This window comes from Opitutus sp. sgz309028 (assembly GCF_059821195.1).
This window is the reverse complement of sequence record NZ_JCAMRR010000003.1, coordinates 114,731-128,585: the sequence shown is the minus strand read 5'-3', so window position 1 is coordinate 128,585 and position 13,855 is coordinate 114,731. Positions and strand designations below refer to the sequence as shown.

11 protein-coding genes are annotated in these 13,855 nt (G+C 65.4%); 6 read left to right on the top strand and 5 right to left on the bottom strand.

All coding sequences use genetic code 11. The features are described from left to right. Positions 1–25: 25 nt before the first annotated feature. The 5 genes from AC6RV7_RS12465 (at position 26) to AC6RV7_RS12445 (ending at position 5,337) form a co-directional block, all read left to right on the top strand. On the top strand, positions 26–409 hold the full coding sequence (locus AC6RV7_RS12465; RefSeq protein ID WP_500094325.1) for a DciA family protein: 384 nt from the start codon (positions 26–28) through the stop codon (positions 407–409). Positions 410–778: 369 nt separating this feature from the next. Further along, entirely contained in the window at positions 779–1,045 is a 267-nt protein-coding gene (gene rpsO, locus AC6RV7_RS12460; RefSeq protein WP_500094324.1) for a 30S ribosomal protein S15, read from the top strand. 314 nt (positions 1,046–1,359) lie between these two features. Next, a complete protein-coding gene (gene pnp / locus AC6RV7_RS12455; protein ID WP_500094323.1) occupies positions 1,360–3,555 on the top strand; it encodes a polyribonucleotide nucleotidyltransferase in 2,196 nt (731 codons plus the stop codon). Positions 3,556–3,784: 229 nt separating this feature from the next. Continuing rightward, the gene (gene surE, locus AC6RV7_RS12450) at positions 3,785–4,558 is read left to right on the top strand and encodes a 5'/3'-nucleotidase SurE (protein WP_500094322.1); all 774 of its coding nucleotides are present in this window, start codon (positions 3,785–3,787) and stop codon (positions 4,556–4,558) included. Further along, entirely contained in the window at positions 4,555–5,337 is a 783-nt protein-coding gene (locus AC6RV7_RS12445; protein WP_500094321.1) for an HAD family hydrolase, read from the top strand. Before surE ends, AC6RV7_RS12445 begins: the two co-directional genes overlap by 4 nt. 24 nt (positions 5,338–5,361) lie before the next feature. Here the strand turns inward: AC6RV7_RS12445 and asnB are convergent, their stop codons facing one another. Beyond that, positions 5,362–7,266: an asparagine synthase (glutamine-hydrolyzing) gene (gene asnB / locus AC6RV7_RS12440; protein ID WP_500094320.1), complete on the bottom strand. Its 1,905-nt coding sequence runs from the start codon at positions 7,264–7,266 to the stop codon at positions 5,362–5,364. Positions 7,267–7,413: 147 nt separating this feature from the next. Here asnB and AC6RV7_RS12435 point away from each other — a divergent pair, with 147 nt between their 5' ends. Beyond that, the gene (locus AC6RV7_RS12435) at positions 7,414–8,406 is read left to right on the top strand and encodes an ABC transporter ATP-binding protein (RefSeq protein WP_500094319.1); all 993 of its coding nucleotides are present in this window, start codon (positions 7,414–7,416) and stop codon (positions 8,404–8,406) included. Positions 8,407–8,419: 13 nt separating this feature from the next. On the opposite strand, the gene AC6RV7_RS12430 is transcribed toward AC6RV7_RS12435, so the two are convergent. The 4 genes from AC6RV7_RS12430 to AC6RV7_RS12415 are packed head-to-tail and all read right to left on the bottom strand — an operon-like array spanning position 8,420 to position 13,843. Then, positions 8,420–9,307, bottom strand: a complete 888-nt coding sequence (locus AC6RV7_RS12430; protein ID WP_500094318.1) for a glycosyltransferase family 2 protein — start codon at positions 9,305–9,307, stop codon at positions 8,420–8,422. A 10-nt stretch (positions 9,308–9,317) separates the two neighbouring features. Then, a complete protein-coding gene (locus AC6RV7_RS12425; RefSeq protein ID WP_500094317.1) occupies positions 9,318–10,199 on the bottom strand; it encodes a hypothetical protein in 882 nt (293 codons plus the stop codon). 3 nt (positions 10,200–10,202) lie between these two features. Beyond that, on the bottom strand, positions 10,203–11,984 hold the full coding sequence (locus AC6RV7_RS12420; protein WP_500094316.1) for a hypothetical protein: 1,782 nt from the start codon (positions 11,982–11,984) through the stop codon (positions 10,203–10,205). After that, entirely contained in the window at positions 11,972–13,843 is a 1,872-nt protein-coding gene (locus AC6RV7_RS12415; protein ID WP_500094315.1) for an ATP-binding protein, read from the bottom strand. The genes AC6RV7_RS12420 and AC6RV7_RS12415 overlap by 13 nt, the downstream gene beginning before the upstream one ends. Positions 13,844–13,855: the final 12 nt, after the last annotated feature.

Below are 13,855 nucleotides of genomic sequence, written 5' to 3'. Positions count from 1 at the left end.
ACAATCTTCATCTCGTTTCGTTTTCATGGCCGACGCCCCCCAACCGCTCAGCAAGCTCGCCGAGGATCTCGTCGGCGATCTGCGCGGCGTTGCACCGGAAGATCCGCGTCGCTCCGTCAAGCGCCCGACGCAGCCGCTCGCCGCGGTGCTCGAGCAGCTGATGATCAAGCATCAGATCGGACGCGAATCGCCGGAGCAAACGATTCGCGATCACTGGCCGCAGCTCGTCGGCGCCGCCAACGCCACGTATTCCCACGCAGTGAGCATCGAGCGCAACCGGCTCCTCGTGCTGGTCAGCCACTCGGTTGTGCGCAACGAACTCTTCCACCATCGCGAGGAGATCGTCGCACGTATCAAACAGCTACCCGGTTGCGACAACATAAAATCCCTCAACTTGCGTGCCGGCTAGCGGCGCGCCCGCGCGCCGCGGTTTTGGGTTCCTAATGCAATGTTCCGAGTTCAGTGTTCGGAGTTCCAAGTTTCCCAACGCCAATCCGCCGGCCGGCAACCCGGAACCCGGAACGCAAAACTCAGAACCCCGAAACCGAGAGCAAATTCGGCATCGCCAAATTTGCTCTTGCTCCACTCTTCCGCATTTCCGAACCTCTGCCCTTGCGTCAGTGGAAGTTCGCCGGTTGCGGGCCTCCACCATGATTGGCCCCGAACTCCTCGGGGTTGGAACGGTGACGCCGGCTTCACTCCGATTTCGATCAGGGCGAGGCGGGTGGCACGGGGTCTGCAAAGATCCCCTACAGTCGTGAAGTTCAACCAATAAACCATGTCTACCTCCGTCGTTAAACCCGATATCATCGCTCAGTATAAGACTCACGATAAGGACACCGGCTCGTCCGAAGTTCAGATCGCGTTGCTGACCGCCCGCATCAATCACTTGACCGAGCACCTCCGCACGCATCGCAAGGACTTCCACTCCCGCCGTGGTCTGCTGCAGATGGCCAGCCGCCGTCGCAAGCTTCTCGACTACGTCAAGAGGCACGATCTGCCGAAGTATTCCGAGCTTCTGCAGAAGCTGAACCTCCGCAAGTAACCCTTTTTCGTCACACGGGCGACCCGATCCGCGGGTCGCCCGTTGTCTTAACGACACTCGATTCCGACCGGGACATTTCCGTTTGTTGCAGGGCGCGCTCCGCTCCGCACCAGGCGCCAAACGGAAATCTCTCGCGTCGAGCGAGGAGACTGAGAGTGGGTTCGTGAAACCCAAATCCCGGCGCGGCTAGCCCGCGCCTGACGCCGGCTTTCCCGCCGGCGCTCCCCCGCAGTCCTGCTCCACCGGTTGGAGCGCGACTTGTCCGTATCCGAATACGAAAAACGTAATAGTCCGAAACTAGTCCGAAAGTCCGAATGAATCAGAAATACTCCGTCACGGTCCCCGAACTCGGGATCACGTTCTCCACCGGCTCCATCGCCCTCCTCGCCAACGGCGCCGTCAATGTCCAGGTCGGCGAGACCAATGTCTTCGTCACCGCCTGCGTCGCGCAAAACATGCGCCCCGGTCAGGACTTCTTCCCGCTCACCGTCGATTACCGCGAGAAATACTCCGCCGCCGGCCGTTTCCCCGGTGGTTATTTCAAACGCGAAGGCCGTCCCTCCGAGAAGGAAATCCTCACCTCGCGCCTGTGCGACCGCCCCTGCCGTCCGCTCTTCCCCGAAGGGTTCCTCAACGAAGTCCAGATCATCGGCCAGCTGCTCTCCGCCGACCAGCTCAACGAGTCCGACATCCCGATGGTCAACGGCGCCAGCGCCGCGCTCGCCATCTCCGACATTCCGTGGAATGGACCGATCGCCGCCGTCCGCGTTGCCGAAATCGACGGCCAGTTCGTCGCGAATCCCACCATCGAGCAGATGTTTTCCTCCACGCTCGACCTGATCTACGTCGGCAACGAGAAGGACATGCTGATGATCGAAGGCTCCGCCGACCAGATCTCGGAAGAGCGTTTCATCGAGGCCCTCGAGTTCGGCCACCAAGCGATCCAGCCGATCATCCGCGCCATCAAGGAACTCGTCGCCCAGTGCGGCAAACCGAAGGCCACCTTCGCCCTCGTCGGCGCCACGCCTGAGGCCCGCGCCATCATCGAGCGCGTCGTCCCCGCCGAACGTCTCGCCGACGCCATCTTCGGCAAGGAAAAGGCCGCCCGTTCCGCCGCTGTCAAAGTCCTCAAGGAGGAAGCCAAGGCCGCCCTCACCGCCGAACTCGGCGCCGACAAGTTCACCGACGTCGATCTCAACGTCGTGTTCGAAGACCTCCAATACAAGGCCTACCGCCAGACGGTTCTTTCCCGCGGCGTGCGCGCCGACGGTCGCGATGCCAAATCGCTCCGCCCGCTGCAGGCTCAGGTCGGCGTCCTCCCGCGCGTGCACGGTTCCGCCATGTTCCAACGCGGCGACACCCAGAACATCGCCACGACGACCCTCGGGCCCACCAAGGAGGCCCAGGACCTCGACGCCCTCACCGGCGGCGCCAAGTCGAAGAGCTTCATCCTGCACTACAACTTCCCGCCGTTCTCCGTTGGCGAAACGGGCCGCTTCACCGGTCCCGGCCGCCGCGAAATCGGCCACGGCGCGCTCGCCGAACGCTCGCTCGTTCCCGTGCTCCCGCCAGAAGATGTTTTCCCTTACTCGATCCGCGTCGTCTCCGACATCATGGGCTCCAACGGCTCGACGTCGATGGCTTCGATCTGCGGCGGCTGCTTGTCGCTGATGGACGCCGGCGTGCCGATCACCGCGCCCGTCGCCGGTATTTCCTGTGGTCTCATGACCGAAACCGCCGCCGACGGTTCGATCGCGAAATGGACCACCATCACCGACATCCTCGGTGAGGAAGACCACTTCGGCGACATGGACTTCAAGCTCGCCGGCACCACCAAGGGCATCACCGGCTTCCAGCTCGATCTCAAGATCAACGGCCTGCCCTTCGAGATCGCCAAGACCGCGATCTTCCAGGCCCGCGACGCCCGCATCGAAATCCTCAAGGTCATGCTCGGCTCGCTCCCCGCGCCGCGCGCCGACCTCAGCACCTACGCCCCACGCATCCAGACGATCCAGATCGATCCGGAAAAGATCGGTCTCCTCATCGGGCCCGGTGGCAAGACCATCCGCCGCATCACGGAAACGACCGGCGCGCAGATCGACATCGCCGAAGACGATTCCGGCAAGGTCTTCATCTACTCCAACAACGCCGACGCCATGAACCGCGCCATCCAGGAAATCGATTCCCTGTGCGGCGGCGGTGGTGGTAAGGGCGGCGGCGCCAAGATCGAGGTCGGCAAGATCTACACCGGCCGCGTCACCGGCGTGAAGGAATTCGGCTGCTTCGTCGAGTGCACCCCCGGCAACGAGGGCCTGTGCCACATCAGCGAGCTCGCCGATTTCCGCGTCCGTCGCACCGAGGACGTCGTGAAGCTGGGCGATTCGATCACCGTGAAGTGCATCGGCATCGACGAGCGCAGCGGCAAGGTTCGCCTCAGCCGCAAGGCCGCGATGAAGGAGCTCGAAGGCCAGCAGCCGCAGGAAGCCGCCCAGCCGGCCCCCGCGGAATAAAGTAGGGCCGCCAACGTCGAGACCGTAAGGTAGGGACGCCTCTCCGAGGCGTCCGCTTCCGCTCCGCTCTCCTCACGCGCCTGTTCAACTTCCCCTCCAGCCGGAGCCGCTCACGCGCTCCGGCTTTTTTATTTCGCTTAACTCCCCGCGTCGTCGCGCATCGCGCATCGCCCCGCCAAAACGCGCTTTCCCTTCCTCGCGGTTTCGTGATTTCGTGAGCCTCTTTTTCATGCGTTTTCTCCTCACCAACGACGACGGCATCCAAAGCTACTTCCTCAAGGAACTCGTGCAGGCGCTCCGCGACGCCGGCCACGACGTCGCGGTCGTCGCACCGAAACGCGAACAGAGCTGGATCGGCGCCGCCAAATCCCGCAACCGCCCGGTGCACGCGTGCACCAGCGACAATGGCTTCGCTTGCGACACGTGGGTCGTCGACGGCACGCCGAGCGATTGCGTCAACATCGCCCTCGGTCACCTGCTCGACCGCCCCGTCGACGGCGTGATCAGCGGCATCAACGTCGGACTCAACGCGTCCGTCGCCTTCATCATTGCCAGCGGCACCGTCGCCGGCGCGTTCGAAGGCGCGCTGCACGGACTCCCGTCGATCGCGTTTTCGCAGGATCTCACGCCGCAGCTTTACGACGAACTCAAGGCCAGCGGCGGCGTGCCCGATGCGACGCTGCACGCCACGCTCCGCGCCTCCGCGCAACATGCCGCGCGCCTCGCGCCCGAGCTGATCGGCTCGACCCCGCCGCGCCGTTTCCTCGTGCACAACGTGAATTTTCCGCTGCCTTGCCAGGCAGATTCGCCAGTGCGCCGCACCGTGCCCGCGCAGGTTGTCGTTCCCGGCTTGTTCAGTCCGGCCGCCGACGATGGCACGCACCGTCTCGTGTTCCGGCACGGCGAGGACCTTTCGCCGCCGGGACCGTTGACCGATCGCACCGCGCTCGCGCAGGGCTTCATTAGCCACAGCATTCTCGACTATACGAAACTCGGCTGTTGAACCGTCCGCACGTTTTCGCGCGTGCCTCCGCGCCGTTCGTCGCTCACAACGACGGCTCCGGCATGAAACTCGTGATGTTCGACATGGACGGGACGCTGACCGACGGCTTCTCGCTCGAGGAAAACTGCTACGTGCTCGCAATCCAGCAGGCGCTCGGACTCGAGAACGTCGTCACCGATTGGGAATCCTACACCCACACGAGCTCGTCGTTCTGCCTGCAGGAAATCGTTCGCGTCACCCGCGGCCATCCGCCCACGCCCGCCGAATCCGCCGCGGTCCAGCGCCGGATGATTGCGTTGATGGATGAGATCCACGCGCGCAAGGGCCGGCGAACCCAGGAGATTCCGGGCGCCGCCGACTGCGTTCGCGCGCTGCAAGCCGCCGGCTACGCCGTCGCCATCGCGTCCGGCGATTGGGAAGCCACGGCGCGCCACAAGCTCACCTCCGCCCGCATCCCCTTCGCCGACCTGCCCGCCGCCTTCTGCGACTGCGCCCACGCACGCACCGAGATCATGACCACCGCGCTCCGCCGCGCCGCCGAGACCTACGCGTGCGAATCGTTCGAGCGCATCGTCTACGTCGGCGACGGCGCCTGGGATGTCCGCGCCTGTCGCGACCTCGGCTGGCCGTTGATCGGCGTCGGCCACGGCGCGCACGCCCATCGTCTGCGCGCACTCGGCACCACGCACGTGATCGCCGACTACTCGTCGCTCGAAACGGTTTTTTCCGCCGTCGAACAAGCCGGCGTGCCCGCCGCTCCAGCGCGCCAGGCGATTTGAGTGCGCCGCGCGGGAAAACCCGCGCTACATCCGGTAGCGATCGTGCAGCACCACGATCGACAGCAGCAGCATCACCGTCGCGTCAAGCGCCGCGCGATCCTTCTCCGGCAGCGTCTTCAATCGATCGAGCAGCTGCACGATGCCGGCCTGATTCAAGAACGGCACCGCCGCCGCCGTCTCGCTCCGCAACAAATCCTGCGCCAGCGCCAGCATCGCGCTGCCGTCGCGCAACGTCGACCGCGGCGCCGTGAACGGGTGCTTTTTTCCTGAATACACCGCCTCGGTGACGAACGGCCGCAGCGCCTCCCGCAAAATCCATTTCTCGCGGCCGTCGCGCCAGAGCAGCGAGCCCGGCGCCGGGCGCAGCCATTCGAACACCACATGATCGAGAAACGGCAGCCGCTGCTCCACCGCATGCGCCATGTCGAGCCGCTCGCCGCCGAGCACGTAGTTCGCGAAGCCCGACTTCATCCACAGATAAAGCGCCTGCTTGATCGGCTCACGACCGTCGATCTGCCCCGGCACGTCGTAGTTGCTGAAGAACCGGAAATACGCGTCGGGCCGGCACCATTTTTCCGCAAACGCCGGGTTCAACAGACCGTGCGCCGCCGCGATCTTGCCGGTGGAGTGTCCGAACGTGGACTCCGGAAACCCCAGCGCCTTCGAGCGCTCCATCAATGCCGGCAATCCCGCCGCGATCTCCGCGTCCCCGGGATTCTGCGCTCGAAAAAGCGCGAGCAACGCCTCCGGCCAGGCCGCCGGCGGCACGGGTCCGTCCAGGCCCAGCGTGCGCTCGCAAAAACGATAACCCGCCGACAACTCGTCCGCGCCTTCGCCCGCGAGCACCACCTTGATTCCCGCCCGCTGCACTTCGCGGCTGAGGATGAAGCGCGCCGCGCCGTGCGCGTTGTAGTGAAACCCTTCCGAGTGCCAGACCGCGTCGGAAAACACCGCCGCGAAATCGTCGTTCGTCACCCGAATCGGATGAAACTCCGCGTTCGTGAACGCCGCCGTCTCGCGCGCCTTCGCCGCCTCGTCGTAAGCGGCTTCGTCGAACGAGATCGTAAACGCTTTCAGCGTCCCTGGCGTCAGGCTCCGCGCGATCCCCAGCGCCGCCGACGAATCGAGTCCGCCGCTCAACAGGCAGCCAACGGGCACATCGGCCCGCAGCCGCAGCCGCACCGCGTCCACCAGCCGCTCGCGCGTGCCTTCGATCCACTCCGCATCGGACCGCATTTCCACCGTTCCGTCCAACCGTGGGTAGTCCAAATCCCAATACTTCTGCACCCGCAGCCCGTCGGCGCTCGCGAGCAAAAAACATCCCGGCGGAAGCTGCCGCACGCCGGCGTAGATCGTGCGGTCCGACGCCGCGTTCGCGAACAGGCTTTCGCCCAGCGCCGCCTCGTCCCAGGTCAGTTTCAGGCCCGCCGCCGCCAGCGCCTTCACCTCCGACGCGATCAGCAGCGTCCCGTCGACGAACGAATAAAACAGCGGCTTGATCCCGAAACGATCGCGCGCCGCAAACAGCCGGCCACGGCGTTCGTCCCAGATCGCAAACGCAAATTCGCCCCGTAGGTCGCGCAAGCAGTCCGGTCCGCTCTCTTCGTAAAGGTGCAACGCCACCTCGCTGTCCGAGTGCGTCGCCAGTCGATGGCCACGACCGGCGAGTTCGCGCTGCAAGCGCTCGAAATCGTAGAACTCGCCGTTCGCCACGATCCGGCACGAGCCGTCCTCGTTCGCGATCGGCTGGTCGCCCGTCACCAGATCGATGATACTCAGCCGCGCGTGCGCCAGTCCGGCGAGACCGTCGTCCGCCCGCCAGGTCCGCCGGAGATCGGGCCCGCGATGCTCCATCGCCGCCGCCGCCCGAGCCAGCGCGTCGCTTTCAATCGGCCGGTCACGCGAAACGAAAGCTACGATGCCGCACATGGCGTAAACGAACTTCGCACGATCGAACCGGGTTTCATGGCAGGCAAACGACGGCAGAGGGCCCCATCCAAAGCAACGGGAATGTGCCTTTTCGTTCGCCATCTTCCGCTTTGCTTCGCCGCCGGATCGCATTTCAATGCGCCGCCCATGATCGAAGTGTCCCAGCTCACCCGCGTCTTTCGCACCTACAAGAAGAAGCCCGGTTTCTGGGGCGGGGTGACGGGCCTGTTTCGTCGCGAGTTCGAGGAGACCGCCGCCGCGAAGGATATCTCGTTCAACATCGCGGAGGGCGAGTTCGTCGGTTTCCTCGGTCCCAACGGCGCGGGCAAGACCACGACGCTCAAGATGCTGTCCGGCTTGATTTACCCGACGAGCGGCTCCGCGCGTGTCGCCGGTTTCGATCCGACCAAACGCGAAAATGCCTACCGCCGCATCTTCGCCCTGGTGCTCGGACAAAAAAACCAGCTCTGGTGGGACCTTCCCGCGATCGAATCCTTTCACCTGCTGCGCGCGATCTACGCGCTGCCCGCGGATCAGTTTCGCACGACCCTCGACGAACTCGTCGAACTGCTCGACGTCGGCAAGAAGCTCAACGTCATGGTCCGCGAGCTTTCGCTCGGCGAGCGCATGAAGATGGAACTGATCGCCGCGCTGCTCCACCGCCCGCGAGTGCTGTTCCTCGACGAGCCCACGATCGGCCTCGACGTGGTTTCGCAGAAGGCCGTCCGCAATTTCCTCCGCGATTACAACCGCCGCCACCGCGTCACGATCCTCCTCACCAGCCACTACATGGCCGACATCAAGGAGCTGTGCGAACGCGTGATCGTGATCCACAAGGGCACGAAGATCTACGACGGCCCGCTCGTCCGGCTGGAATCCTCGAGCGGCGCGCGCAAGAAGATCATCTCCTTCGTGCCCGCGCTGGCGGAAGGCGCGCAAGCCTCGGCGTTTCCCGATACCTGGCAGTCACGGCACGGCACCACGTCGCGGGCGCCGGAGGGAAAATTCACGCTCACCGTGCCGGGCGAGAAGGTCGTCGAAGCTTCCCAGGAAATTCTCCGCACCGGCCCCGTCGCCGACATCACGATCGAGGATGTCCCGCTTGAGGACGTGATCGCGGAGCTGTTCCAGTCGCGCTGAGCCGCACGCGGCCTCAGCCGCGATACGCCCGCCGACCGAGGTGCACCTGGACCTTCTCCCACGTGCACGCGAGGCTCACGCGCTCCGCGAGCCAGAGCAGCTCGAGCCGCCGCCCCATCCCGATGCCGCGCCGCAGGAACGGCATCAGGTGCGTTCGCGGATCGAGCACCGAATAGCGCCAGAGGTCCCACGCGAACACGCGCCAGGGCGTGCGTTCCTTTTTCATCAACACCAGCTTTCCGCCGGCCACGCGTCGCGCTTTTCTCGATACACCGCGATACGTGCTGCGTCGCGGGTGCTGCACCACGGCGCCGTCCGCGTAGCGCAGGATTTCGCCTTTCGCCACCGCGTTCATGGTCCAGGCACCGTCGCCGAAGGTCATCAGCTCGGAGTCGAACGGGCCGACGCGCGCGATCGCGTCGCGCCGCGCGAAAATGTTCGCCGTGGCCGCGATGCTGCGGCGCTCGACGAGTAATCTCTGGTTGCCGAGCAGGAACACCATCTCCTCGAAAATCTCGCAGGCGTTCAGCGGCCGGCCGGGATCCAGGTAGTCGACGCGCCCGCCGACGATCGTCGCGCCGAGTGCGTCGAGCGCGCGCACGCCCGCCTCGATCCAGGTGGGCGCCGGCAGGCAGTCCGAATCGGTGAACGCGATCACGTCGCCGCGCGCCTCCTGCAGCCCGCGATTGCGCGCGGCGTAGGAGCCGACGCGTTTTTCTTCGAGCCAGCGCACTCGCGGGAAACGCGACTTCAGCGGCGCGAGATCGGACTTCGTGCCGTTGTCGATCGCGAGAATCTCGACGTGCTCGCGCGGATACGTCTGCACCTCCAGCGCGGCGAGGCATTTTTCGAGCAGCGTCAGCTCCTCGTGAAAGGGAATGATGACGGAGACCGGTTGCATCGTCATCGCGTCAGGAACGCGCGGCCCGTTCGAAGAGCGCGGCCATTTCCGGCGGCACGCGCCACGCCGGCACCAGTTCCGCCATCAACGCCGCGAGTCCCTGCAGCGCGCGGCTCACCGCCGCCTTTAGCTCCGCGTCGTGCAGCCGCGCATCGATCCGCACCCACGCCAGCTCATGCGCCGGCAGGAGCGTTTCGACGCGGCGCCCGAGACCGAACGAGGGCAACGGTTCGCCGCGGCGCAATCGCAGCTCCCTCACGAGCGCGAAATTCGTTTCCCCCAGCGAGCGGTGCAGCAGGTGCTGCGCGGCGGCGAGCTCGCCGCGTTCCAGTTTCTGCAGGATCCACAACGCATCGCAGAGCGACACGCCCGCGCGCTGGATGGCCTCGTCATCGCTCAGTCGCACGCCGCTCATTTCCCCGGCGATGCGCGCGTAAAAACCGCCCCACTCGGCCTCGCCCTTCAAAAACCGGTAACCCGAGCGGATGCAGGTGTTGATTTCGTTGAACGCGCTCCGCACGGGGCCGGATTTGCGATGAAATCCGAGGCGCAGCGCGAGCCGGCCGAGTTTCAGCCGGCTCAGCGGCACGAGCACCAGATCGAGTTGCCCGGTCTTGAAGAGCACCGTCGCCTTGCGCACGCCGCCGGTCGCGGGTCGCACCGCCTGAAAACAAAACTCCTGGTCGGGCAGCGCCTCCGGCCAGTTCACGCGCTCGAGCGCCGCCGCATCCGTCGTGACCACGTGCAGGTCGAGATCCGACCAGTCGTCCGCGGCCGCGTGCTCGTGCTGCGTGCGGGCGCTGGAGCCAAAAAGGATCGCGACGCGCACCCGCGGATCGGCGGTCAACCAGCGTTCGACCGCGGCGGCAAACTCCGATGGCGACGCGCTCATGCGTTACCGGCTGCGCAGCGAAATCAAAATCTCCGTGCCCTCAAGGCCCGGTCCGGCGTGAATCTCGCCGCGGTGAAGGCGCAGCACTTCCTTCGCGAGAAATACCGCCATCCGCCCTTGGTTCGGCACCGAGCCTTCCGACGGCTCCGGCAGAATCCCCTCGAGTTCGAGCTGCTTGCCCTTGATCGAAAACAGCGCGGTCAGCTCCGCCTTCGCGCCGGTCGAGCGCACCTGCAACGTGAGATCGCGCGTCCCGAGCTCGCCGCGATTCTCGGCGATCGTGCCGATGAGCGAGCGCAGCGCGAAATCGAGCAGCTTGCGGCTGGCATGCAGCACCACCGGATCGGGCCCTACTTCGACGCGCAGCCCCAGCGAATGCCCGATCGTCTGCGCCACCTCCCGCACGTCCACCGGCTCCACCTCCGCCTCCTCGAGCGCCTGCAGCAGCCCGAGGTGTCGGTTCACCGTTTCGAGCTTCGCCACATCCTCTTTCACGGTCTGCAACAGGGTCGGCGGCAGCGTCTGCTCGGGGCCGGTCTGGCGGAACATCGCCAGCGAGACGAGCGAGTTGCCCAGTTCGTGGCTCAGCGTGAGTCCGAGTTCGCGCAACAGATTCCGCCGGCTGGCGTGCTGGCGCGCGCTCGCGTCATGCACCTCGGCGCTCGCCTCCTCCCAGAACGCCCACACGCCGCCGGTCTCCGCGATCAAGCCCGCGCTCGCGCGGAATGGCTGCCCGGCGGACGGCATGACGCGGCACACTTCGCGCGAACGTCGCGCCTGGCCGATCAGGTCGCGCACGACCAGCGGCACGTGCCGCGGCGCGCCTTCGTCCGCACCGAGCACGAGCGTGCTCGGCAGGTATTTCGCGCCGATCTTCGCCTGCTCGGCGATGTTGTACAGCCGGCCGAGCAGCGCCGATTTCGAAAGAAAATGTCGGAGAAGCCGCGCGAAGAACACCGCGCGTCCGTGATCCGCCTCATCATACGGTTGGCCGTCGTCGCGGACCCCGAGCGCGATCAAGCCGAGAAGCCGGCCGTTGTCGTGCACCGGCACGAGCAGCCGCGCGCCCCAGAGCGCGAGCCGGTTGCGCACCGCGAGTTCCGCCACGGGATCGGCCGGACTGTGCCAGTGCGCACCGTCGATGACCGCCGGATACATTTCCAAAAAGACCACCAGCGGGTCGTCCGCGGGAAAAAACGACGTGCCGCGATCCGCGCGAAACCCATCCGCCTCACGCAGGAAAAACACCGCGTGCGATGCATGCAGCAGGTAACGCGACGCGCGGCGGAACTCCGCGATCAGGCGGTCGCGCGTATCCAAGTTTTCCACCGCCCCTTCGAGGAAATCCCACAGTTCGGCGGCTTCCATGCCGGCGTTGCTGCGGACCGGCGCGCGCACCGCGCCCGGACGACGAGCTTTTTCCGTCAACAGTTCCACCATCGACTGCTTCTCCGCGAGTTCCTCGATCAGCGGCAGCAGTTCGCGCAGCCGGGAGGCACTTTCCTCGTAGGACAGGTAGACCCGCGCCCGACCCGCGAGCTTGGCCTGCTCGAACGGCAGGCTGCGCGGCTCGCCGACATAAATCGTCGGACACTTGGCCAGATGTCCAGGCAACGCCGTTTCGGTCGCGGCGTCCAGCACCACGACCGCGGTGAATCCCGGCGAGGTGCCGACCGGAAAGGCCTGCGGCGAAAAGCGCACGACCGTGCGCCCGGCCGGGAGCTGACGCTCCCAGGCGTCGGCGAGGGCGAGATCGGCGGTCGCGAGGATGACTAGGCTGGACATGGAAAGACGACGCGGAACAAGGCACCGCGGCCAGGCGTGGACGGATCAACGCTGATCGTGGCGTCAAGTCCAGCGAGGATGTCGCTGCAGATCGCCAAGCCCAGCCCAAAGCCCGATGACTTTGTCGATTGGAAAGGTTGAAATAAACGCGGCCGGATCTCCGGCGCGATCCCCGGACCGCTGTCCTCGACCGACATCTCGACCCCGCGGGGAACGTTGCGCGTCGCGACCTTCACCCAGCGCTCGCCGTTGGGATGCGCCTCGACGGCCTGGATTGCGTTGAGACAAAGATTGAGGACGACCTGCTTCGCCGCCGAGGCATCCGTGAACGCGTGATCGCGCTCGGCCCGAAAATCCATGACGAACTCGATGCGCTTGTCCGTCGCCTTCGCAGCCACGAGTTCGAGGCTCGTGCGCAACACCGGATGCAGTTGCAACGGCTCCGCTTTGTAAGCGCGCGGCGACGCGAGATCGAGCAACTGCTCCGTCAATCGGTCGATGCGCGAAACCTCCTCGCCGATCAGTGCGAAAAATTTGTCGCGGAAACGCTGGTCCTGGTAGTGCTGCGGCAGCAGTTGCACGAAGGTTTTGATCGTGACGAGCGGGTTGCGGATCTCGTGCGCGAGACTCGCGCCGAGGAGGCCGACCGTCGCGAGTTGCTCGGCGTGCTGCGCCTTGACGGAAAAATGCGCGCGCTCGAGCGCGCTCTCCATGATCGATGCGAGTTCGAGGAGCTGCGTGATCTGCGGATACGTGTAGGGACGGCGCGAGGCCGCGACGCCGACGCCGACGAGGGCCGTCAACGTCGGCCCTTCGCCGATCACCAGCGCGCCGAGGCGATGCTCGGTCAGGAATGCGCCGACGACCATGCGGTCGGGCGTGGGCCGTTCGCGCGCGAGGCGTTCCGGCGTCGCCCAGCGCAGCTGACGCAAGCCGCGAACGACGGCGGATTCCTCCGGCAGTTCGACGCCGGCGCCGCGCAGCAGGCCTCGCGTCCCCGACATGAGCACGGCGTGCTCCGTATGGCCCCAGCCCTTGAGAATGTCGGCGAAGGACTTTTCCAGTTCCTCGATCCGCGTTTCCCGCCGGATAACGGCAAAAGCCGCCTGTCGTGCCGCGGTCGCTTCCGGGAAGAAATGAAACCAGCGGTCGAGCGATTTGTTCAGGACTTGGGCCAGCCACAAGCCCACCGCCGTGGCCGCGAGCAACGCAATCGGCTCGGCGAAGAAATAGACACAAACGGTATGAACGACAAACGCCGCCCCCGCCACCGCCACGATCAGGGAAGTCTTTTCCAGGATCACCAAAATCAACTGGCGGGCGTCAAACATCCGATAGGTGGTGATCGCGACCACCATCCCCGTGTAGAAAAACAGGATTACCAGCGGCTGGAGACGGATCAGCCAGGGGACACCGAACATCGCCCGCATGGCCATCAACATCAGGACGACGACCGCCGCCGATGAGCCGCCGAGCAAAACGATCTGCAACTCCAACCGGCTGACTCCGGCGCGCGCGCGCATATCGCGAATCGTTTCCCGGCCGTGCACCACGTAGAAGGAGAGCAATGCGACGATGTAAAGGTAGTAGCCCGCGCCGCGAGGGGCGATCCCCGGCGACGGATCGTGCGGAATAAACCAGCCGGTAAACGGCACCACCCCCAAGGCGAACATCGATAGCAGCCACCAGCGCCGGATTCGCAGGATTCCGCTCAACGATGAACCACCCGTCACGATGCAGTCCTTGATGAGCCAAAGCTGCATCGGGAAGAACGCCCCGATCGACGAATTCACCCTCACCCAAAACAGGCCGTCATCGCTCGTCACCGCCATTTGCAGCGCCCATAGCCAGATGGCCACGTGCACCGACGC

Bases quoted from the DNA above. Each gene is read 5' to 3' on its own strand.
- AC6RV7_RS12435 (WP_500094319.1), top strand. From the start codon at position 7,414: ATGATCGAAGTGTCCCAGCTCACCCGCGTCTTTCGCACCTACAAGAAG.
- AC6RV7_RS12465 (WP_500094325.1), top strand. From the start codon at position 26: ATGGCCGACGCCCCCCAACCGCTCAGCAAGCTCGCCGAGGATCTCGTC.
- asnB (WP_500094320.1), bottom strand. From the start codon at position 7,266: ATGTGCGGCATCGTAGCTTTCGTTTCGCGTGACCGGCCGATTGAAAGC.
- surE (WP_500094322.1), top strand. From the start codon at position 3,785: ATGCGTTTTCTCCTCACCAACGACGACGGCATCCAAAGCTACTTCCTC.
- rpsO (WP_500094324.1), top strand. From the start codon at position 779: ATGTCTACCTCCGTCGTTAAACCCGATATCATCGCTCAGTATAAGACT.
- AC6RV7_RS12420 (WP_500094316.1), bottom strand. From the start codon at position 11,984: ATGTCCAGCCTAGTCATCCTCGCGACCGCCGATCTCGCCCTCGCCGAC.
- pnp (WP_500094323.1), top strand. From the start codon at position 1,360: ATGAATCAGAAATACTCCGTCACGGTCCCCGAACTCGGGATCACGTTC.
- AC6RV7_RS12430 (WP_500094318.1), bottom strand. From the start codon at position 9,307: ATGCAACCGGTCTCCGTCATCATTCCCTTTCACGAGGAGCTGACGCTG.
- AC6RV7_RS12425 (WP_500094317.1), bottom strand. From the start codon at position 10,199: ATGAGCGCGTCGCCATCGGAGTTTGCCGCCGCGGTCGAACGCTGGTTG.